This window comes from Microbispora sp. H10885 (assembly GCF_014161415.1).
Lineage (GTDB): Bacteria > Actinomycetota > Actinomycetes > Streptosporangiales > Streptosporangiaceae > Microbispora > Microbispora triticiradicis.
Genome location: NZ_JABBWY010000002.1, coordinates 479,642 through 500,616, shown reverse-complemented (window position 1 = coordinate 500,616; position 20,975 = coordinate 479,642). Strand labels below are relative to the sequence as shown.

20 protein-coding genes are annotated in these 20,975 nt (G+C 72.9%); 8 read left to right on the top strand and 12 right to left on the bottom strand.

What is annotated here, in order from left to right; all coding sequences use genetic code 11:
• Positions 1 to 9 precede the first annotated feature (9 nt).
• The 5 genes from HHX37_RS07225 to HHX37_RS07205 all read right to left on the bottom strand — a co-directional run bounded on the left by HHX37_RS07225 (position 10) and on the right by HHX37_RS07205 (position 4,564).
• Positions 10 to 330 (bottom strand): type II toxin-antitoxin system PemK/MazF family toxin, encoded by a 321-nt coding sequence (locus tag HHX37_RS07225; RefSeq protein WP_182884901.1) that lies wholly within the window; start codon positions 328 to 330, stop codon positions 10 to 12.
• Complete coding sequence (locus HHX37_RS07220; protein WP_182874211.1) at positions 320 to 550, bottom strand: hypothetical protein; 231 nt, start codon at positions 548 to 550, stop codon at positions 320 to 322. Before HHX37_RS07220 ends, HHX37_RS07225 begins: the two co-directional genes overlap by 11 nt.
• Before the next feature lie 97 nt (positions 551 to 647).
• Positions 648 to 1,559, bottom strand: coding sequence for a cytochrome d ubiquinol oxidase subunit II (gene cydB / locus HHX37_RS07215; RefSeq protein WP_182884900.1), 912 nt, complete (start codon positions 1,557 to 1,559; stop codon positions 648 to 650).
• Positions 1,560 to 1,570: 11 nt separating this feature from the next.
• On the bottom strand, positions 1,571 to 3,058 hold the full coding sequence (locus HHX37_RS07210) for a cytochrome ubiquinol oxidase subunit I (protein WP_182880087.1): 1,488 nt from the start codon (positions 3,056 to 3,058) through the stop codon (positions 1,571 to 1,573).
• 441 nt (positions 3,059 to 3,499) lie between these two features.
• The gene (locus HHX37_RS07205; RefSeq protein WP_182884899.1) at positions 3,500 to 4,564 is read right to left on the bottom strand and encodes an alkene reductase; all 1,065 of its coding nucleotides are present in this window, start codon (positions 4,562 to 4,564) and stop codon (positions 3,500 to 3,502) included.
• Positions 4,565 to 4,676: 112 nt separating this feature from the next.
• Here HHX37_RS07205 and HHX37_RS07200 point away from each other — a divergent pair, with 112 nt between their 5' ends.
• Positions 4,677 to 5,267, top strand: coding sequence for a MarR family winged helix-turn-helix transcriptional regulator (locus HHX37_RS07200; RefSeq protein ID WP_182884898.1), 591 nt, complete (start codon positions 4,677 to 4,679; stop codon positions 5,265 to 5,267).
• A 90-nt stretch (positions 5,268 to 5,357) separates the two neighbouring features.
• Entirely contained in the window at positions 5,358 to 6,032 is a 675-nt protein-coding gene (locus HHX37_RS07195) for an SRPBCC family protein (protein ID WP_182884897.1), read from the top strand.
• Between the two features lie 105 nt (positions 6,033 to 6,137).
• On the opposite strand, the gene HHX37_RS07190 is transcribed toward HHX37_RS07195, so the two are convergent.
• Positions 6,138 to 8,105, bottom strand: coding sequence for an ABC1 kinase family protein (locus tag HHX37_RS07190; protein ID WP_182884896.1), 1,968 nt, complete (start codon positions 8,103 to 8,105; stop codon positions 6,138 to 6,140).
• Positions 8,106 to 8,375: 270 nt separating this feature from the next.
• Between HHX37_RS07190 and HHX37_RS07185 the strand changes: the two genes are divergently transcribed.
• The 5 genes from HHX37_RS07185 (at position 8,376) to HHX37_RS07165 (ending at position 14,970) form a co-directional block, all read left to right on the top strand.
• Positions 8,376 to 9,038 carry a DsbA family oxidoreductase gene (locus HHX37_RS07185; RefSeq protein ID WP_182884895.1) on the top strand — a complete coding sequence of 221 codons (663 nt, stop codon included), beginning with the start codon at positions 8,376 to 8,378 and terminating at the stop codon, positions 9,036 to 9,038.
• A 102-nt stretch (positions 9,039 to 9,140) separates the two neighbouring features.
• Positions 9,141 to 11,183 carry a hydantoinase/oxoprolinase family protein gene (locus tag HHX37_RS07180; RefSeq protein WP_182884894.1) on the top strand — a complete coding sequence of 681 codons (2,043 nt, stop codon included), beginning with the start codon at positions 9,141 to 9,143 and terminating at the stop codon, positions 11,181 to 11,183.
• Positions 11,173 to 13,005 carry a hydantoinase B/oxoprolinase family protein gene (locus HHX37_RS07175; protein ID WP_182884893.1) on the top strand — a complete coding sequence of 611 codons (1,833 nt, stop codon included), beginning with the start codon at positions 11,173 to 11,175 and terminating at the stop codon, positions 13,003 to 13,005. The genes HHX37_RS07180 and HHX37_RS07175 overlap by 11 nt, the downstream gene beginning before the upstream one ends.
• Before the next feature lie 98 nt (positions 13,006 to 13,103).
• A complete protein-coding gene (locus HHX37_RS07170; RefSeq protein WP_182884892.1) occupies positions 13,104 to 13,259 on the top strand; it encodes a hypothetical protein in 156 nt (51 codons plus the stop codon).
• A gap of 226 nt (positions 13,260 to 13,485) precedes the next feature.
• Entirely contained in the window at positions 13,486 to 14,970 is a 1,485-nt protein-coding gene (locus HHX37_RS07165; protein ID WP_182884891.1) for a carboxyl transferase domain-containing protein, read from the top strand.
• Between the two features lie 23 nt (positions 14,971 to 14,993).
• Here HHX37_RS07165 and HHX37_RS07160 read toward each other — a convergent pair whose 3' ends face one another.
• Genes HHX37_RS07160 through HHX37_RS07135 form a run of 6 tightly spaced genes read right to left on the bottom strand, consistent with a single transcriptional unit; the run spans position 14,994 to position 19,767 of the window.
• Complete coding sequence (locus HHX37_RS07160; RefSeq protein ID WP_310740290.1) at positions 14,994 to 15,458, bottom strand: hypothetical protein; 465 nt, start codon at positions 15,456 to 15,458, stop codon at positions 14,994 to 14,996.
• Positions 15,459 to 15,466: 8 nt separating this feature from the next.
• Positions 15,467 to 15,925 carry a hypothetical protein gene (locus tag HHX37_RS07155; protein WP_244361334.1) on the bottom strand — a complete coding sequence of 153 codons (459 nt, stop codon included), beginning with the start codon at positions 15,923 to 15,925 and terminating at the stop codon, positions 15,467 to 15,469.
• A gap of 10 nt (positions 15,926 to 15,935) precedes the next feature.
• Positions 15,936 to 16,727: a carbon-nitrogen hydrolase family protein gene (locus tag HHX37_RS07150; RefSeq protein WP_182884889.1), complete on the bottom strand. Its 792-nt coding sequence runs from the start codon at positions 16,725 to 16,727 to the stop codon at positions 15,936 to 15,938.
• The gene (locus HHX37_RS07145) at positions 16,657 to 17,688 is read right to left on the bottom strand and encodes a DUF418 domain-containing protein (RefSeq protein WP_220502645.1); all 1,032 of its coding nucleotides are present in this window, start codon (positions 17,686 to 17,688) and stop codon (positions 16,657 to 16,659) included. Before HHX37_RS07145 ends, HHX37_RS07150 begins: the two co-directional genes overlap by 71 nt.
• Before the next feature lie 20 nt (positions 17,689 to 17,708).
• Positions 17,709 to 18,194, bottom strand: coding sequence for a hypothetical protein (locus HHX37_RS07140; protein WP_117409503.1), 486 nt, complete (start codon positions 18,192 to 18,194; stop codon positions 17,709 to 17,711).
• A 4-nt stretch (positions 18,195 to 18,198) separates the two neighbouring features.
• Complete coding sequence (locus HHX37_RS07135; protein WP_182884888.1) at positions 18,199 to 19,767, bottom strand: RyR domain-containing protein; 1,569 nt, start codon at positions 19,765 to 19,767, stop codon at positions 18,199 to 18,201.
• Between the two features lie 315 nt (positions 19,768 to 20,082).
• Here HHX37_RS07135 and HHX37_RS07130 point away from each other — a divergent pair, with 315 nt between their 5' ends.
• Positions 20,083 to 20,967: an alpha/beta fold hydrolase gene (locus HHX37_RS07130; protein ID WP_208758856.1), complete on the top strand. Its 885-nt coding sequence runs from the start codon at positions 20,083 to 20,085 to the stop codon at positions 20,965 to 20,967.
• Positions 20,968 to 20,975: the final 8 nt, after the last annotated feature.

Here is a 20,975-nt window from a genome sequence, read left to right as displayed (position 1 = left end):
CGGGCGCCTTCAGCGAACCAGACCGAGCAGGAGATGGAGCGCTTCGTCGATTTCGAGCAGTTCGGCGGGGGAGAGCCGACCGGTGAAGGAACCGAGTCGCTCCGGTGCGACCGCGGCGGTCTGTTCCAGCATGATCCGCGTCGACTTGCCCAGCAACTCGATCTCGGGACGGAAGGATGTAGGACGCGCGCTCGTGGAGGTCGGGGCGACGAGCAGCGTCGAGAGAGCCGGGATGAAGTCGGACTGGATCACTACGGCGAACCGCTCGCCGCTCTGCTCGTGCTTCATGCCGTCCCGGGGAGAGCGGAGACGGTAGACATCACCACGCACGGAGGGATTCCATGTCACGCATGATCGCACGGGCTTCCTCGCGGTCCTCTGGATCATCCGCGAGAGCGAGGGCCTCGCGCCGCGCCGTTTCCGCGCGCCGTAGCCGCCAAGCCATCACGATCGCCTCGCGGATCACCTCGTCGGTAGCCTGACCGTCGGCGGTGAGTTCGGCCAGCGCGGCTTCGGTGCGCGGATCGGCCTGAAAGGTAACCACGCTCATATTCTCAGCGTACGACACGGTCTCCCGCAGGCCTTCGCGACGATCCGTGAAAGATTGAGTGCTCTGCGTATTCGTCTGTTCGTCGGCTTGGAGAAACTCAGGAGAGCTCGGCGGTGAGGCGCTTGCGGAACACCCAGTAGGTCCAGGCCTGATAGGCGAGGACGCCCGGCAGGGCGATCAGGCCGATCCAGGTGAGGAGCGTCAGCGTGTACGGCGCGGAGGCCGCCTCGGCCAGGGTCAGGCCGGGCAGCGGCGCCGCCGACAGCACGCCGAAGACGGTGGCGGTCGTCGCGGTGATCGCCGTGGCGGTCGCCGCGAAGGCCCAGCCCTCCCGGCGGCCCCACACCAGCGTGACCCCGGCCGCGAGCGCGGCGGCGGCGAGCAGGGCCGTCCCCAGCGTCCACAGCGGCCCCCTGCCGGGCACGGACGGCAGCGTGCTGAGCGCGACCGGCATCGCGCCGACCGCCGCCAGCAGGGCGGCGCGGCGGGCGCGGGCCCGCACCCCGCCGGTCGTCTTGAGCGCCACGAACACCGCGCCGTGCAGCACGGCCACCGACAGCGACAGGGCCCCGCCGAGCACGGTCGCGAGGGCCGTGCCGAACAGCAGGTTGCCGAAGATCGCGCCCCACAGGAACGCGGGCAGCACGCTGCCGGTGACGATCCCGGCGTCGCACAGGGCGACCTCGCGCCGGGAGTGGACCTTGCCGCGCCACTCCAGGCCGACGCCGCGCACGATCAGGCCCGTGATCACCAGGAAGACCGGCAGGTAGAAGCCGCTCAGCAGGCCGGAGTACCACGCGGGGAAGGCGGCGAACATCGCCCCGATCGCGGTGATGAGCCAGACCTCGTTGCCGTCCCACACCGGGCCGATGGTGCCGAGCACCTGCCTGCGGTCCGCCTCCGAGCGCGACAGCAGCGGCAGCAGCGCGCCCACGCCGAAGTCGAACCCCTCCAGGACGAAGTAGCCCGTCCAGAGGAAGGCGATCACGATGAACCAGAAGGTCGTCATCTCGTGGCTCCTCAGTACATGAGGGTCGGGGTGAGCCGGGTCTCCTCCGCCCGCGCCGGCGGAACCGCGGCGGCGGGCCCGGGGGCCGGGGCGGGCAGTTCGGGGCCGGCCTTGACGTGCCGCAGCAGCAGCGCGCCCTCGGCCAGCGCGAGCACGCCGTACAGGACCGTGAAGACGGCCAGCGTGATCGCGACCTCGGTGAGCGAGACGCCGGGCGACACGCTCGCGGCCGTCATGAGCTCGCCCTGCACGGTCCACGGCTGGCGGCCGATCTCGCTGAGCAGCCAGCCGGCGATGATCGCGGTGGCCGGGAGCGGGAGCGCCAGCACGCAGAGGCGCGCGAACCAGGCGGGCAGGGGCTCGCTCTGCCCGGCGCGCCGGCCGGCCCGCCGCCCGCGGCGCTTCCTGGTCAGCCAGAGGCCGAGCACGGAGAGGCCCACCGTGGCCATGCCGAAGTTGATCATCACGCGGAACGACCAGAAGACGACCGGCAGGTTCGGGGTGTAGTCGGCCGGGCCGAAGGCCTTCTCGTACCTCGCCTGGATGTCGTCCACGCCCTGGACGGTCGCGGCGGGGTCGTGCGCGGCGAGCAGGCTGAGCAGGCCGGGCACCTCGACGCCGGGCGCGATCGAGAACGGCGCGCCGGCCGTGTCGTGACGCAGGCCCTCGGCCGCGGCCAGCTTCATCGGCTGCTGCTCGTGCAGGAGCCGGCCGGACAGGTCGCCGGTGCCCGCGACCACGGCTCCCGCGATCGCGGTCATCACGAGTGCGGCGCGCAGGGCGGTCCGCCACATGTCCGGGAGGCGGCGCATCGGCGTCGTGGCGTCCTCCGCGGTGACCGTGCGGGCCCGGCGGCCGGGCAGCACGCCGAGGCCGCGCTCACGCAGGACGCGGTAGCCGATGACGGCGAGGACGAACCCGCCGGCCACGACGAACGAGGCGGCCACGACGTGCGGCACCTGGGCGAGCGCGGTCGAGTTGGTCAGCACGGCCCACAGGTCGGTCATCCGGGCCCGGCCGTCCACGACCTCGTAGCCGACCGGGTGCTTCATCCAGGCGTTGGCCGCGAGGATGAAGTAGGCCGACAGGTTGGAGCCGATGACCGCCGCCCACAGGCAGGCGAGGTGGACCCGCTTGGGCAGCCGGTCCCAGCCGAAGATCCACAGGCCGAGGAACGTCGACTCCAGGAAGAAGGCGAGCAGCGCCTCCAGCGCCAGCGGCGCGCCGAACACGTCGCCGACGAAGGTCGAGTACTCGCTCCAGTTCATCCCGAACTGGAACTCCTGCACGATGCCGGTGACCACGCCCATGGCGAAGTTGATCAGGAAGAGCTTGCCGAAGAACCTGGTGAGCCGCAGGTAGTGCTCCCGGCCCGTACGGTGCCAGGCGGTCTGCAGGCCGGCCACGTAGACGCCGAGCCCGATCGTCAGGGGCACGAAGAGAAAGTGGTAGACGGTGGTCACCCCGAACTGCCACCGTGCCAGGTCAAGCGCGTCCATGTCTTCCTCACGCCGAGCTCTACGACTTGTAGTTCTATATTCAGTAGTACTACAAGCTGTAGAGCATTAGGGCCCCGCGAGGTGCGATCTTCGTCACAGCCGTGAGGCACGCCGAAGCGGCCCGGTTCGCGGTGCCGGATCCCCGTTCCTTGCAGTACGGACGATGCCGGTCGGACGGTCCCGGTGAACAGGGACAGGTGTCCCGTCCCGCCGGGCGTGCCCGGCTCGGGCACATGACCAAGAGTGGCCCGACGGCGGCACGGGCGGCGTCCGCCGTGCGGCTGATTCCCCCGTACGCCGCGCGGTTGACGTCGCGAGCCCTCCGGCCGTCGCGGAGATGCGCGTAGGAACGGCGAGGACCTCCGGTTCCGCGAACCGGAGGTCCTCGCCTGGTCTTCCGTGGTCCTTCCCGCGCTTTCCCCGGGGTCAGGTTCCCCGGGGTCAGGCGACGGCGGGGTGGAGGGCCAGGGTGGGGTAGTCGGTGTAGCCGCGGTGGTCGCCGCCGAAGGCCGTGCTCAGGTCCGCCTCGTTCAGCGGCGCGCCGACGCGCAGGCGCACCGGCAGGTCGGGGTTGGCCAGGAAGGACTTGCCCAGCGCGACGAGATCGGCGCCCCAGCGCAGGCGTTCGGCGGCGGAGGCCGCCGGGTCGGTCGCCGTGGGGTCGTTGACGATCAGGGTGTTCGGCCACAGGTCCCGGATGCGCGCGTCCAGCTCGGCGCCGCCGGTCGCCAGCAGGTGCAGGTAGACCAGGTCGAGACCGGCGAGCTCGGACACCAGCGCGGGATAGACCTCGTGGGCGTCCTCCTCCACCAGTCCCTGGGCGCCGTTCCGGGGGGACAGCCGGATTCCCACCCGGGAGGGGCCGATCTCGTCCGCGACGGCCTTCGCTGTCTCCACCGCGAACCGGATCCGGCCCTCCACCGACCCGCCGTACCGGTCGTCGCGGAGGTTGGCGTTCTGCGACAGGAACTGGTGGATCAGGTAGCCGTTGGCGCCGTGCAGCTCGACGCCGTCGAACCCGGCGTCCACCGCGCGCCGGGCGGCGGCGGCGAAGTCGCCGACCGTGGCCTCCACCTCGGCGGTGGACAGCTCCACGGCCACCGGCGTGTCCTGAAGGCCCGCGGGCGTGAAGATCTGCTCGCCGAGCCGTACGGCGGAGGGGGCGACCGGGAGGTGGCCCGTGTTGTCGGGGTGGCCCACTCCGCCCGTGTGCATGATCTGGGCCACGATCCGGCCGCCCGCCGCGTGGACGGCGTCGGTCACCTCCCGCCACCCGGCGACCTGCTCGTCGGTGTGCAGCCCCGGGGTGTTCATGTAGCCCTGTCCCACCGCGCTGGGCTGGACGCCCTCCGTGACGATCAGGCCGGCCGAGGCGCGCTGGGCGTAGTAGAGCGCGGTCAACGGCGAGGGGATCCCCGCGACGTACGCACGTGACCGCGTCATGGGTGCCATGACGAGACGGTTCGGCAGGCGAAGAGAGCCCAGGGTGTGGGGTGTGAACAGCATGGTCAAGACCTCCCGAATATACTTGGTCGGCCAACTTGGTCGGCCATAGATACTCATACAACTTGGCCGACCAATATGCAAGCGGTAGGCTCGTCGCAGAGGAGGCGGCGTGATGACGGAAGCACGGACGGACGGCGTGGAGGCGTGCGGGACGACGTCCGCGGCCGGGGCGGGGTGCGGAGGGGCGCCCGGAGAGGACCCCGACAGCCTGAGCTGCCTGATGGCCCAGGCGGCCCTGGGGCACCGCGTCCTGCTCGCCGCGCTGCTCGCGGAGATCGGCCTCTATCCCGGTCAGGATCGGGTGCTCAACGCGCTGTGGGCCAACGGCCCCATGTCCCAGAACAGGCTCGCGGCGGCGGTGGGCATCGACATGTCGACGATGACCAAGAGCCTGCAACGGCTGGAGCGCAGCGGGTTCGTGAGCCGCGCTCCGTCCCCCCGCAACCGGCGGATCAGCGTGGTGAGCACGACGCCGAAGGGCGACACGCTGCGTGCCGAGGTCCGCCGGGTGGAGGAGGAGCTTCACCGGCGGCTGTCCGACGGCCTGACGCCGGAGCAGGTCGAGACCCTCCGCTCCCTGCTGGGGGTGGTCCGCCGCAACGTCTGCCGTGAGACCGCGCCGTCCCCGCTTCCCGCGGCGGAGCTCCCCGGGACGGGGCTTCGTGAAGCGGATCCTCCCGCCACGGCCGCGGCCTCCCGGTAGCCCGGCCGTACCGCCGCGTCGTGGCCGGGCATGTCTTGCCGTTCCCGCCGTACGGGTGATTCTCTAGGGTGCTCGGCATCGGAGGTGGCCATGAAGGTCTCGGGCAGCGCGGTGGTCGCGGCGGAGCGCAAGCGGGTCTGGGACGCCCTCCAGGACCCCGGCGTCCTGGTGCGGACGATCCCCGGCTGCGAGCGCCTGGAGACGGTCGGCGAGAACGTGTACGCGATGACGGTCACGGCGGGGGTCGCCTCGGTCAGGGGCGTCTACCAGGGTGAGGTGGCCCTGCGCGACCAGGAGGAGCCGGACCGGTTCACGCTCGGCGCGCGCGGCCAGGGCGCCCCCGGCACCGTCGAGGCCACCGTGGCCGTACGGCTGAGCGACGCCGAGGGCGGCACCCGGGTCGACTTCGACGCCGAGGCCGTGGTCGGCGGCATGATCGGCGGCGTGGGGCAGCGGATGCTCGCCTCGGTGGCCAAGAAGACCGCCGGGGAGTTCTTCTCCGCCGTCGAGCGGCACCTGCTGTCCGCCTCCGCCGTTCCCGTCGCCGTGTCCGGAACCGCTCCCGCCGTGTCCGAGGCCGTTCCGGCGGCGACGGCCGCGGCCGGGGAGACGGCGCCGCGCGTGTTCACCCGTGAGGCTCCGGCCGCGCCCCGCCAGGGCGTGCCGGCCTGGACGATGCTCGCGGCCTTCGGCACGGGCGCCGGGGTGGCCCTCGGCAGCGCCGTCATCGGCTGGCTCCTCGGCCGCAACTCCCGCCGCCGTTAGGGCGCGTATCGGGTTGTGATCAAGAGGTGGCCCGGGTGGGGTCTAGGTGGGCCGCCGGCGAAACGGCCGTGCTGGAGGCGCCCTACCAGCTCGCGAGCCGCTCGGCTACGAGTGATGATCGTCCGAGGCGCGCGGGCGGCGGAAGATCACGGCCAGGACGCGCAGCACCAGGATGGCGGAGATCCCCAGCAGGTTGTAGCCGATGAGCTGGAACAACGAGGTGTTCGACAGCACCTGCGGGCCGCCGTCCGTCCCGAGGAGGATGACCGCCATCACCCCGGCCGTGGCGCCGAGCACCGTCAGGAGCACCTGGTGGAGCAGGCCCGTCACGTAGCTGCGGTCGCGGTCGTCGGCGAGCAGCCGGACGTTCAGGGTGAACCTGCCGTGCTCCGCGGCGCTCGCGATGCGCTCGACGCGGCGCGGCAGGCGGCGCAGCATCGGCAGCAGCGCGGCCAGCTCCTGGGTGACGGTCTCCCTGACCGTCTCAGGGGCGACCCGCTCGGCGAGGTAACGGCCCGCGAACGCGCGCGCCTCGCCGATCAGGTCGAACCCGGGGGAGAGGCGTACGAGCGTGCCCTCCAGCGTGGCCAGCGCGCGGAACACGGCGGCGACCTCCGGCGGGATCGACAGCCCGTACGCGGAGACGATCTTGAACAGGTCGGTGAACAGCTGCACGCTGTCCATGCCGGGCGCCAGATGCCTGGCCATGAACTGGCCGAGCGCACGCTCTAACGCGGCCTCGTCGATGTCCTCCGGCCTGGGCACCACCTCCAGCAGCGCGTCGGTGACGCCGAGGGGGTCCTGCCGGTTCATGGCGAGCAGGAAGCGCTGCAGCGCCGAGCGCACCGAGCCGTCGAGCCGGCCGACGGAGCCGAAGTCGAGCAGCCCTAGGGTGCCGTCCTCGAGCAGCATGAGATTGCCGGGATGCGGGTCGGCGTGGAAGACGCCCTCGACGAGGATCTGCCTGAGCAGGCAGTCGAGCAGGTCGCGGGCCAGCCGCGGCCCCTGCTCGGGTGCGGCCGTGGTGACCGGACTGCCCGACAGGCGGCGCATGACGAGCACGCGTTCGGTGCACATGGCGCTGATCGGGGCGGGGTAGGTGACGCCGCCGCCGTCGGAGGCCGCGACTGCCGCCATGTTGGCCGCCTCCACGCGGAAGTCGAGCTCCTCGCGGATGGCGGTCGCGAACCCCTCGGCCAGGTCGCCCAGGCCGAGCGAGCGGCCCCAGCGGGTGCGCGACTCCAGTGTGGCCGCCAGCCGCCTGACGATGTCGAGGTCCTTCGCGACGACCGACTGGATCCCCGGCCGCCGCACCTTGACCACGACGCTCTCGCCGGTGTGCAGGCGGGCGGGGTGGACCTGCCCGATGGAGGCGGCGGCCAGCGGCGTCCTGCCGAACTCGGCGAACACCTCCTCGACCGGCCCGCCCAACTCGGCCCTGAGCACCGGCTCGACATGCTCCCAGCGCGCCGGGGCGACCTGGTCCTGCAGCCCTCCCAGCTCCTCGACGAACTCGGCGGGCAGCAGGTCACGCCGGGTGGACAGGATCTGGCCGAGCTTGACGAACGTGACCCCGCCGTCCTCGAGCGCCTCGCGCAGCGACCTGGCCAGCCGTACCTTGCCCGAACGGTCTTCCAGCCGCTCGCCCCGGCCGCGCAGGTAGGGGCCGAGGCCGTGCCTGATCGCGATCCTGGTGATCTGCGAGTAGCGCCTGGATCGGGAGACGCGGCCGCGGACGGACCTGATCAGCTCCAGCGGCCCCGGAACCGAGCCGGGCGGCACCAGCGCCTCGGCCAGCACGAGGATCACCATGGGGATGAGCACCACGCACATGACGATGAGCAGCAGGAGCGCCAGGGCCGCCGCGGCGGGTGGGTGCTGCGCGTCGACCCCGCCGAGCGAGCCCAGGATCGGCTCTAGCACCGGCCGCGCCAGCCCGAAGGCGGCCAGCGCGGCCAGGAACGTGCGCAGCCTGCCGAACCTGACGTTCAGCAGGCGCTGGGCGGCCGTGGCCAGCACCATGATCGTCAGGAGCGTGAAAACGCCAAGAAGTAGCTGCGCGGCGAGATCCATAGGTGAGGATCATTCCACGGCGACGGCGCCCCACCTCGCCGCCCGCGGCGCGCTGGAAGGCTCAGCGTGCCGCCGCGGCGCGTGCCCGGCGCTCCTCCCAGCGCTCGACGAACCTGGCGGCCGTCACCTCGGTCTTGGCCTCCGCGCCGCCATGATCTGAATCAAAGACCCCACCCGGGTCACCTCTTGATCACAACCCGATACGCGCCCTAGGCGACTTCTCCTGGGTCCGGGGGAATCGGCCGGAGGGCGCGCCGGTTGGGACATGTCGTGAAAGTCGAGATCTTCTCTGATGTCGTGTGTCCCTGGTGCTACATCGGGCACCACCGGCTCCAGCAGGCCGTACGCCTCTTCGAGGGGGACGTCGAGGTGGCGCACCGCCCCTTCCAGCTCGACCCGGACGGCGTCTCCACCGGTGAGCCGCTGCTGCGCGCGCTGGAGCGCAAGTTCGGCGGCGCCGGGCAGGTGGCGCAGATGACCGCCCGCGTGGCGGGCGTGGCCGCCGAGGACGGGCTGGACCTCCGCTTCGACCGGGCGCTGCAGGCCGGCACCTTCGAGGCGCACCGGCTGATCTCGCTCGCCGGGCGGGCCGGGCGCGGAGCGGCGATGGCCGAGCGGCTGTTCCGGGCCCACTTCACCGACGGCCTCGACGTGGGGGACCCCGGCACGCTGGCCGGGCTCGCCGCCGAGACCGGCGTCGAGGACACCGGGGAGGGCGCGGAGCAGGTGCGCGCCGATCTGGCCCGCGCCCACGCGCTGGGCGTGCGCTCCGTCCCGCTGTTCCTGTTCGAGGAGAAGTACGCCGTCTCGGGCGCGCAGCCCGTCGAGACGCTCGTGGCCGCGCTGCGAGAGGTCGAGGCCCGTACGGCCCAGGAGAGGGCGACCCAGGAGAAGGCGGGCGCCGGGTGTGACGACGGCGCCTGCGCGGTCTGATCCCGTAGGCGGTCCGGGTAGGCAGGGTGTGACGACGGTGTCCTGATTCTTCGGCAGAGTGCGCCGGTTCTTCCCGGTGGCGGCGCTCGATAGACACTGAGCATGTCCATCCGCATCGGGGTAGACACCGGCGGCACCTTCACCGACGTCGTTCTCGTCGACGAGGAGTCCGGCCGCGTCGTCACGACCAAGACTCCCTCCACTCCTGCCAACCCGGCCGATGGTTTCATGGCAGGCGTGCACAAGGTGCTGGAGACCCATGGGGGGTCCCGCGACCTCGATGCCGTCGCCGCCCTCGTCCACGGCACGACCGTCGCCACCAACCAGTTGCTGGAGGACCGCCCGGACGGCACCGCCCATCTGGGGTTCGTCACCACCGAGGGCTTCGAGTCCGTACTGGAGATCGCCCGGCAGAGCGTGCCGGACGGCTACGGCAACTCCTACTTCTGGGTGAAGCCGCCGCGGATCGTGCCCGTCCACCGGGTGCGTGCCGTGGGGGGACGGCTCGACCACCTCGGCCGCGAGGTCCGGCCGTTCGACGAGGAGCAGGCCGCGGCCGCCGCGCGGTGGTTCAGGGAGCGGGGCGTCACCGCGATCGGCGTGTGCTTCCTGCACTCCTACGCCAACCCCGCCCACGAGCGGCGGATGCGCGAGGTGCTGGAGCGCGAGCACCCGGAGGCCGTCGTCTCGCTGTCGAGCGACGTGCTGCGGGAGTACCGGGAGTACGAGCGGTCGGTGACCACGCTGGTGGACGCGGCGGTCAAGCCGATCATGCGGCGGTACATCGAGAACCTGTCCGAGCGGCTCGGCCGGCCCTTCTCCGTCATGAAGAGCAACGGCGGCGTGCTGTCGGCGGCCGAGGTGGTGCACCAGCCGATCACGACCGTCCTGTCCGGCCCGGCGGCGGGCGCGCTCGGCGCCGCGCTGGTGGCCGGCGCCGCCGGGCATCCGAGCGCGATCACCCTCGACGGCGGCGGCACCTCGACCGACGTGGCCGTGGTGGTGGACGGCGAGCCCTCGCTGACGACCGAGGGCAGGATCGGCCGCTACCCCTGCAAGATCCCGATGATCGACATCGTCACGGTCGGGGCGGGCGGCGGGTCCATCGCCTGGGTCTCCCCCGAGGGGACGCTGAAGGTGGGCCCCCGGTCCGCGGGCGCGGACCCCGGGCCGATCTGTTACGGGGCGGGCGGCGCCGAGGTGACGGTGACCGACGCGCACGTCTTCCTCGGCCGGGTGCCGCCGCACCTGCTCGGCGGGGAGATCCGCCTCGACGTCGCCGCGGCGCGGGCGGGCGTCGAGGCGCTCGCCGCCCGGCTCGGGCTGACCCCCGAGCACTGCGCCACCGGGATCCTGGAGATCAGCGCGTTCAACCAGTCGAACGCGATCCGGCAGATCACCGTGCAGCGCGGCCTCGACGTGCGGGACTTCCCGCTGGTCGCGTTCGGCGGCTCCGGCCCGCTGCTGGCCTGCAGGCTGATCGACGTCCTCGGGCTGCCCGCCGCGATCATCCCGCCCGACCCGGGGAACGTGTCCGCGTTCGGCCTGCTCACAGTGGACGTGAAGAACGACTACGTCCGCACGCACGTGACCCGTGAGCCGTCGCCGCGGGCGCTCGGCGAGATCCTCGCCGGCCTGGAGGCCGAGGCGGCGGACGCGCTCGGCCGCGAGGGCTTCGCCGAGCACGTGTACGCGCGCACCGCCGACCTGCGCTACTACGGCCAGGCGTACGAGGTGCGGGTGCCCGCGCCGGACGGCCCGGTGGACGAGGCGTGGCTCGCCGTGGTCGCGGACCGGTTCCACGCCGAGCACGAGAGGCTCTACGGGTACGGCTACCGCGACGATGCCCGTCACGCCGTCGAGTGGGTCAACCTCCGGGTGTCCGGCATCGGCCCGATCACCCGGCCGAAGCTCGCGCGCAGGCCGTACCAGGCGGACGAGCCGAGCCCGGTCGGAACCCGTGACGTGTACTACGAGCGGTGGGGCAGGACCGTGGTCTACCGCCGCGACGACCTCGGCGCGGGCGCCGTGGTGCGCGGCCCCGCCGTCGTCGAGGAGTACGGCTCGACCCTGCCGGTGCATCCCGGCTTCACGGCGACCATGGACGACTACGGCAACCTCGTGGTGGTGAGCGATGACCGGTAGGACCGCCGACCCCGTGCTCGTGGAGATCGTGGAGGGCACGCTCGCCTCGGTCGAGACGGAGGTGGAGACGGCGATCGCGCGCACCGCCCGCTCGCCGATGATCCGCGACGCGCACGACTTCCGGGCCGGCATCCACGACGCGCGGCTGCGCAAGCTGACCGGTCGTTCCTATTCGGCGCTGGTGCAGCCGGTCGTCCGCGACTTCCCGATCGGGACGATGCGGCCCGGCGACGTGTTCTTCCACAACGACGTCTACCTCTCCGAGGGCGGCATCGGCCACCTGCCCGACCTGTGCGTGACGGTGCCCGTCTTCCACGAGGGCGAGGTCGTCGCGTTCGTCCAGGCCTTCGGCCACCACGACGACATCGGCGGCGCGGTGCCGGGATCGATGCCGTCGCACGCGCGCAGCGCGTTCGAGGAGGGCCTCATGGTCCCGCCGATCAGGTTGTGGGACGGGGGGGTGCCCAACCGGGCCGCCCTCACGATCATGACGCGCAACTCCCGCATGCCCGACTCGCTGGCCGGGGACCTCGACGCCGAGTGCTCGGCCTGCCTCATGGGCGCCCGGCGGCTCGGCGAGCTGTTCGGCCGGTACGGCCGGGAGGCGGTCGAGGCCTGCTTCGACGCGATCATCTCCAAGACGACCGAGACCTTCCGGCGGGAGCTGCTCGCGAAGATCCCCGAAGGGGTCCACGTCTGGGAGGACTACGCCGAGCACGACGGCGTGGACGAGCCGCGGCTGCACACCCAGCGCATCACGCTGACCGTCGACCACTCCGCCGGCACCCCGCTGACCATCGACTTCACCGGCACCTCGGCTCAGGCCAAGGGGCCGATCAACCACGCCGGCGACTACGCCGAGGGCGTCTTCCTGAAGAAGTGGCTGGCGCCGATCCTGCGCAACCTCGCCGACACCCCCGAGCGGATGGCCGAGCTCGACGTCAACGAGGGCGTCGTACCGCTGATCAGGATGGTCTTCCCGGAGAAGGGCACCCTGCTCACGCCGATCTTCCCCGCGCCCACCAACGCCCGCACGTTCGTGATCCTCCGCCTGCTCGGCGTGCTGGCGGGCGTGCTGGCCAAGGCCACCGGCGGGCGGATGCCCGCCGACCAGGAGACGATCCGCTACACCGGCGTGTACGGCGAGTCGGACGACGGGCCGTACCTCATGCGCGAGGTGCTCGGCGGCGGGTCGGGCGGGCGCTGGTACGCCGACGGGGAGGACACCATCCACGTCGTGCCCGACAGCCGCAACATCCCCGCGGAGTTCGCCGAGGCACGCTGGCCGTTCCGGGTCGAGCGGCTGGGCCTGGCCGTGGACAGTGGCGGGCCGGGGGAGTTCCGCGGCGGCCTCGGCTACGACAAGCACATCCGGATGCTGCGGGACGCCTCCTTCATGTCGATCGCCGACCGCTCGATCCTGTCGTGCTGGGGCGTCAACGGCGGCCGGGCGGGCCGTCCCTTCCAGGTCACGGTCGACGGGGTGGAGATGGAGGGCCTGGTCGACGACTTCCCCGTACGCGCCGGGCAGGTCATCCGCATCCGTACGACCGGGGGAGGCGGCTGGGGCTCGCCGTACGACCGGCCGGCCGAGCGTGTGGCCGACGACGTCCGCGACGGGAAGGTCTCCTTCGAGGGCGCGCGCGACGACTACGGCGTCGTCCTGACCGGCACCCGGGACGACGTCGTCGTGGACGCCGAGGCGACCGCGCGCCTGCGGGAGCGGCTGCGGGAGGCGCCGCCCGCGGCCTTCTTCGACCGCGGCCCCGGCTATCCCCGGCTCTCCGGCGGCCTCCCGCACGCCGAGGTCGACATCGTGTGAACGCCGGCGACGCCCGGAGCCGTCCGGGATTGGCGGATTGGCGGCGGTGCCGTTGGGTAGCCGTTCAGTGACGGCACAAACAGGATGGTGAGTTCGAAATGGCGAATATCGTCCAGCGCATCAGGGAGTACCTGCAGACCCCCAAGGGCCGCGAGAACATGGAGAAGGCCAAGACGATGGCCCGCGATCCCGAGAACCAGCAGCGGCTGCGCCGCCTGATGGACCAGGTGCGCGGTCACCGTACGCCGCGCTGAGGCGTCCCGGTCGTACGGCGTGCGCGGGGCTCCCCGGCCCCGGCGGCGCGGCCCGTACGGCGGAGCGGCGGGGCCGGTGGGGATGATCAGCTGGACATCGGCCCCGTAGTACCGAAAATATGCGGCACAAGGGATAGTTCGCGTATCGGGAAGAGCTGATCGCCGAGATGGAGAAGCCGCCTGCGGCGCACGGGCACCGGCGCGTGGCGCCGGGGCGGCGGCCGTCGTGACCAGGCCGGACGCGCGCGCCCTGATCGCGCGGGTGCTCGACCCGCACTCGTGGAAGTCGTGGGACGGGCCGCCGCTCGACCGGGCCGCGCCGGGCTCGGAGTACGCGGCCGAACTCGCCCGGGTGCGGGCCAGGACGGGATACGACGAGTCGGTCGTCACCGGGGAGGGGACCCTCGACGGCCGCCGGGTCGCCGTGATGGCCTGCGAGTTCTCCTTCCTGGCCGGTTCGATCGGGGTGGCGGCGGCCGAACGGCTCGTCCGGGCCGTCGAGCGGGCCACCTCCGAACGGCTGCCGCTGCTCGCCGCCCCGGCCAGCGGCGGCACCCGGATGCAGGAGGGCGCCCTGGCCTTCACCCAGATGGTGAAGATCACCGCCGCGGTCGGCGCGCACCGGGCCGCGGGGCTGCCGTACGTCGTCTACCTGCGCCACCCGACCACGGGCGGGGTGTTCGCGTCGTGGGGGTCGCTCGGGCACGTGACCGCGGCCGAGCCGGGCGCGCTGATCGGCTTCCTCGGGCCGCGGGTGTTCGAGTCGCTGCACGGCTACCCGTTCCCCGAGGGCGTCCAGGTCGCGGAGAACCTCCACGCCCACGGGCTGGTCGACGCCGTGGTCTCGGCCGGGGACGCCCGGGAGATCGCCATCAGGGCGCTGGCCGTGCTCTGCGCGCCCCGCTCGGGGCTGTCGCCGGGCCCGGAGCCCGAGGAGGCGGCCGAGCCGGTCCCGGCGTGGGAGGCGGTGACCCGCTCCCGCCGCGACGACCGGCCCGGCATCCGCGAACTGCTGAGACACGGGGCGCGCGACGTGACCCCACTGCAGGGCACCGGCACCGGCGAGCGCGACCCCGGCCTGTTGCTCGCGCTGGCCAGGTTCGGCTCGGCGCCCGCCGTCGTCCTGGGCCAGGACCGGCGGCGGCGCGGGGGCAGCGGGCTCGGCCCCGCCGGTCTGCGGGTGGCCCGGCGCGGCATGCGCCTGGCCAGCGAACTGGGCCTTCCCCTGGTCACGGTCGTCGACACGGCCGGGGCGGCGCTGTCGAGGGCGGCCGAGGAGGGCGGCCTCGCCGCCGAGATCGCCCGCTGCCTGGCCGACCTCGTCATGCTCGACGCGCCGACCGTGTGCCTGCTGCTGGGGGAGGGCGCGGGCGGGGCGGCGCTGGCCCTGCTCCCGGCCGACCGGGTCGTCTGCGCGCAGCACGCCTGGCTGTCCCCGCTTCCGCCCGAGGGCGCGTCGGCGCTGCTGTACCGGACCGTGGACTTCGCCCCGGAGATGGCCGCGGCTCAGGGCATCCGCGCCACCGACCTGCGCCGCGACGGCATCGCCGACCGGGTGGTCCCGGAGCGGCCCGACGCGGCGTACGAGCCGGAGGCGTTCTGCGGCCGGGTGGCCAGGACGCTGGAGCACGAGATCGCCGGCCTGCTCGCGCGCCCGGCGGAGGACCGGACGGCCGCCCGGTACGCCCGCTACCGCTCCCTGGGCCTCTGACCGGTCTTATCCGGGAGGCGCCGTCATCGGTCGCCCGGCTCCCGGCCGTCCGGCCGGTCGGCGGCGAGCGGCACGGGCACTCGTTCCACCCGGACGGCGTGCACCTCGTCGCGGGGCACCACCACCTCGTACGCGCCGTGGTCCACGAGCCAGTAGCCGAGCGCCTCCGCCTTCAGGCCGTTGTGACCGGTGTAGGCGATGTGGAGGCCGCCCTCCCCGCCGTCGCCCCCGTCGTCCTCGTCCAGCACCAGGCAGGGCTCCCCGCCGAACGCCCCGACCGTACGCAGCAGGGTGAGCCGGTCCAGCGCGGACCGGTCCACCCGCAGCCACCAGTAGCCGCCGGCGGCGGTGAAGCCCTCCTGCGGCGCCTCGCTGAACAGCACCACGTCGTCGCTGCCCGGCCCGAGCGCCGCGGCGTACTCCCGGTCCCGGTAGAGGGCGACGAACCCCAGGCCGACCGGCTCGCCACCGCTGATCGGGGCGCTCACAGGGCCGCTCATCGGGCCGGCCGCCACGTCAGGCCGTCGTACGCGGCGAAGGAACGCGCGGCGCCCGGCGTGAGGTGCACGATCTCCGCGCCCGCGGGGATCGGCATCGGCATCGTGTGGAACTGCGGCACCACCTGCTCGCGCGAGGCGGTGAACCCGTTCCCGGTGAAGGGCGGTGCATCGCTCCAATCCCCGCCCATGTGCTGGCCGTACGGGACGACGTAGGTGTCGATGTCCCGGGCGTCCCACCGCATGACGTACAGCTCGGGCACGTCCGGCGTGAGCTCCGACCCGTCGAAGCCCAGGTCGAGGGCTTCGACGAGCGCGGCGGGCGAGGTGAGGCGGTCGCAGTCCTGCACCCGGTAAACGTACCCGGAGATGATCGTGCGCCGGCCCGACAGGTACGGCACGAGCAGCCGCGGCGGAATCACCTTCTGCATCCGCGTCCTGTGTCCCGGCTCGTTCATGGGGGGTAGTTTACGATCTGTCGACACCCAGCCGTCGGTGTTCCAGCGAGGGGAGGGTGGCGCGCGCGGTCGCCGTCCAAACGGGGTCGATCTCCGCGACCAGCACACCGGGGCCGGGGCCCAGGTCGTGGCGGGCGACGCCCATCGGCTCGACGAGCATGCTGCGGCCGACACCGAACCCGTCCGGTATGGCGGGATTGGGAGCCTGACCGACGGCGATCGTGCAGGTGGTGTTCTCGATGGCCCTGGCCCTGACGAGGGTCGTCCAGTGGTCCTCCTTGAGCGGCCCCGAGCCCCAGGCGGCGATCACCGCGAACGTGTCCGCGCCCCGGTCCACCAGCGCTCGCGCGAGCTCGGGGAACCGGACGTCGTAACAGGTGATCAGGCCGATCCTGAGCCCGGCGAGCTCCACGACCACCGGTTCGTCCCCCGGCGCGACCAGGTTCGACTCCTTCGCGCCGAACGAGTCGAAGAGATGGATCTTCCGGTAGGCCGCGGCGAGCGAGCCGTCCGCCCGCAGGGCGACGGCGGTGTTCCACACCCGGCCGTCCTCGGCCGGTTCGAAGACGCCGGCGATCACGGCGACGCCGTGCTCACGCGCCGCCTCCGCGAGGCCGGTGACGAACGGCCCGTCCAGCGGTTCGGCCGTGTGCGTCACGCCCCGGCCGAACCGGGTCAGCGTGGCCTCGGGGAACACGGCGAGGTCCGCTCCCGGCACCCGGGCGAGAGCGTCACGCACGGTCTCGAGGTTGGTCTTCGGGTCGTGGTCGACGGGGATCTGGCACAGCGCTATGCGGGTCACGGCTCCCAGTCTGCCCGGCGGGCGGCTCTCCCCACCAGGTGAGCGTCCGCCACACCCGCTCCAGCGGGCCGTACCGGTGGCGGGCCAGCCACCACCGGCAGAAGGCGGCCTGCGCGGCCAGGGTCACGACGGTGAGCCCCACGATGACGACGGCGCCGGAACCGCCGGCGGCGGGCGGCGGCAGCGCCACCGCGATCACCAGCGTGCCCGTCACGTAGTTCGTCAGCGCCATCCGTCCCAGTGCCTCGAACAGGGCCGTCCGGCGGGCGAGCAGCAGGAACGCCGCCGCGTAGGCGGCCGCGCCGCTCACCGCCGCCGCCTGGTAGACCCCGCCGCCGGGCGGCGCGTGGTTCCACCACCAGGTCAGCCCGGCCGTCAGCGCCCCAGCCGTTCCGCCGACGGCGGCGAGGACCCGCGTCCCGCCCAGGTCTCCCCAGCCGCCCGCCACGCTCGGGGCGGCGGCCAGGCCGAGCAGGAACAGCGCGCTGATCAGCACGTACGGCTCGGAGTCGAGCAGGGCGGCGGCCAGCGTGCCGCAGCCGAGCAGCAGCACCACCCACCGGGGCAGCAGGCTCGCCGGGAGCAAGACCGCCACCCCCAGCAGCGCGTACGGCAGCAGCACCCCGCCGGGATGGACCACGGTGTGCGCCGCGCCCAGCACGGCCAGCACGGCCAGGCGCCGCAGCAGGACGACCCGGGGGCGGGCCGAGCGTTCCCGGGCCGAGCCGAGGAACAACGCGAAGGACAGGCCGAAAAGGAACGCGAAGATCGGGTAGAAGCGGCTCTGGACCAGGTTCTCCATCACCCAGCCGAACGGGGACAGATCACGTCGCTCCGCCGTCCGCTGCCAGGTGTTCACCAGCATGATCCCGCAGACGGCGAACCCGCGCAGCGCGTCGACCCGCCGGATCCTGCCCACCGCCGCGCCCCTCGTCATGCTCCCCGTCACGTCTCCTGCCACGTCTCCTGGCATGCTCCCCGTCAGTTCCGCCGCGAGCCGGGCGGCCAGAGCACCAGCACCCGCATGTCCTGCTCGCGGGCGTGCGCGACGACGTCGGCCGTGCCGCCGAGCCCGCGCGCCGGCAGCCCGTCCCAGACGGCGAACAGTTCGTCCGCCCGTTCGAGCATGAACACCGCGGCGGCCATGTACGCCACCGGCTCCGGCCGGCCGAACGGCATCAGGTGCACCTGCCGCGCGAGCGGGAGCAGGTCGTCGTACGCCGCCCGGGCCGCCCGGGGCAGGCTCTCCCGGTATCCGGCGGCGGGCACGACCACGTCCAGGTCACCACCCACGCGTAGCACCTCCCTGGCGAAGAGCTGGTCGGCCCCCTCGGCCAGGCAGGACAGGCCCACCAGCGGCAGGGCCCGGCCGGCGAGCACGGCCCGCAGGGCGCGGCGGACCCGCACGGCCGTGTCGTGCGGGAGGCCCCGATGGCCGGTGAACGCGATCCTGGCCGTCCCGCTCACTCGTTCAGCCGACCCGTACGATCTGGAACCCGGCGGTGGACAGGATACGCGGCAGATTCCGCACGGTGTCGCGGTCCTTCTCCTTGGCCGCGTCCGAGATGTCGTCCCAGCCGCCCAGGTCGGGGTGCCTCCTGGTCTCGGTGTCGCGGACCGGGCCGCGGGCCCACCCGTCGGCGATCAGGTCCCGCAGCCACCGTTCGTGCTCCATCATCGCGAGCTGCTCGATCTCGTAGTCCTTGAAGGCGAAGTGCAGCTCGGGCTCCACGCGGGGAGCGAGGGCGCAGCCGATGCTCGTCAGCTTGCGCCCGATGTCCTCGGCCTGCCGCCGGTTGGCCGCCCGCAGGTGCGGCGGCAGGCTCTCCCACGGGACCAGCGACGGGTTGGTCGCCCGCACGTGGCGCCGCGCGGTGTTCTCCGCCACGTAACTGTCGTGGATCGCCCGGGCCAGCGTCTCCACCAGGTCCTCTCCGATGAGCTGCGGATCACCGGCCTCCTCGTTGACCGCGAACACCCGCAGGGCGCCGGAGAGCCCCTCCAGCAGATGGACGCTGTCGAAGGCCCGGCTGAAGGTGCCGGCCTCCTCGACCCGCACCACGAGCGATCCGGGCCCGCAGTTCCACAGGCGCGGCGAGGTGAGCGCGGTCTTGAGCGCGAGGTCCTGGTCGTCGTGGCACACGAACACCCGTTGCGGCGGCTCGGCCGGCAGCAGTTCCCCGAGCGGCGGGTTGCCGAGCGGGAAGTCGCCGGGTGGCGCGTCGTGGGTGGTCAGCGCGCACACATCGGCCACGAACTCGAATCTGTGGCACAGGGCCCGGACGGTCCGCGCGGCGTGGGCGTCGATGATCGTCACCGGCAGCGGGCCGGGGAAGGGGGCCAGCCGCCGCCTGCGCGCCATCTCGACCAGCAGGCTGCGGCCGAAGGCGTCCAGCCCGATGAGGACGACCGGCTGTTCGTTCACGATCGGGTGCCGGTCGAGGAGCACCCGGGCGGCGAGCTCGTCCAGGTTGAAGAAGTCGAGACGCAGCCGGGGCCGGCCCGGGAGGCTCAGCCGGCGGGCCCGCAGGGCGGCGCACAGGTCGGGGTCGGTGATCAGGGCGTACGCCGACAGCGGATGCCTGCCGCCCGGTCTGGCCACCCCGTGCGCCGCGAGGGCGATCGCCGTGTTGGCCGAGCTGTCCGGCTCGCAGGCGTACAGGACGGAGGCCCGCTGGATGCCGGCGGCCCGCAGGGTGGCGGGGCTGCGCGCGTCACCCCTGACGTAGAGCACCTTGCGGTCGCCGACGGCGGCCACCGGAGCCGAGCCGATGAGCACGATCCGCGTGCTCGCCGCGCGCAGCCGCTCCACCAGGGCCACGGCCGCCGATCCGGACCCGCACACGACCACGTGCTCCTTCGACCTGCGTGCCCGGAACCGGCGGAGTTCGGCGGCGAAGAGCAGACGGGCTCCGTCCACCAGTGTGTAGACCGTGACGCCGGGCGCGGCGAAGCGGGCGAACTCCAGCGCCGACGGCAGCGGGCTCGGGTCGTCGAGCGGCGCGGAGTCGAACACGAACAACTGCAGGTCCCAATACAAAAGATCCAGTGGGGCCGAAGGCAGGCCCAGGGTTTTCGCATATGTATTAAGGCCGATATATCCGGTCACCAATGCGGCCACTGCGAGCCCCGCGAATACCACACGCACCACGTAGCTGGCGGGAAAGGTCATAAACGCCCTTCCTTTCCTGGTCGGCACGTGCCCTTTCGAAAATAACCCGCCATTAGGAAGCGCTCCAGGGCCGTCCGGAGAAAGGTGTTGCCGTTCCGAGGCCAACGGGGTCTTTCCTGCCACGTCCGTCCGATGGATGCTGGACTCGAGATCCTTCGACGATCGCCACGGGAGGGCCGGGCGTTGACGGACGGGGTGTGGTCGGCAGACGGCGAGCGGCGCCTCGCGGTCGCGCAGCGGGGGAAGATCCACGGGGGAAGACCGGTGTTCCTGCTGCACGGCACGCCGGGCAGCCGGATCGGCCCTCTGCCACGGGAAGGCCTGCTCTACCGGCTCGGCGTGCGGCTCATCACCTACGACCGGCCGGGGTACGGCGCCTCCGACCGGCACGAGGGCCGCAGCGTGGGGGACGTAGCCGCGGACGTGGCGGTCATCGCGGACCACCTCGGCCTTGACCGCTTCGCGGTGGTCGGCCGTTCGGGTGGCGGGCCGCACGCGCTCGCCTGCGCCGCCCTGATTCCCCACCGGGTGACCCGGGCCGCGGTCCTCGTCGGGCTCGCCCCCCGGGAGGCGGAGGGGCTCGACTGGTTCGACGGCATGACGGAGGGCAACGTCGCGGAGTACATGACCGCCATGCAGGGGCGGGCGCGGCTCGCGGCGCGGCTCGTCCCGACCGCGGCCGAGATCCGCGAGGACCCGGTACGGCTCGTGAACTCCCTGTACGACGAGCTGACGGAGTCGGACCGGAGCGTGATCGCGGACGCCGGCATCCGGACGATGCTGGTGCAGAACTACGCGGAGGCCGTGCGGACCTCCGCGTACGGCTGGATCGACGACGCGATGGCCTTCTGCTCGCCGTGGGGGTTCGACCCCGCGGACATCAGGGTGCCCACCCTCCTGTGGCACGGCGAGGACGACGTCTTCTCACCGGTCAGCCACTCCCGCTGGCTGGCCGGGCGGATACCGACCGCGACGGTGCGCATCCAGCGGGGCGCGGCGCACTTCCACGCCCTGCACGTGCTGCCCGACCTGCTGGGCTGGCTCGCCAGGGACGGCCGGGCGGCCTGACCGCGGAG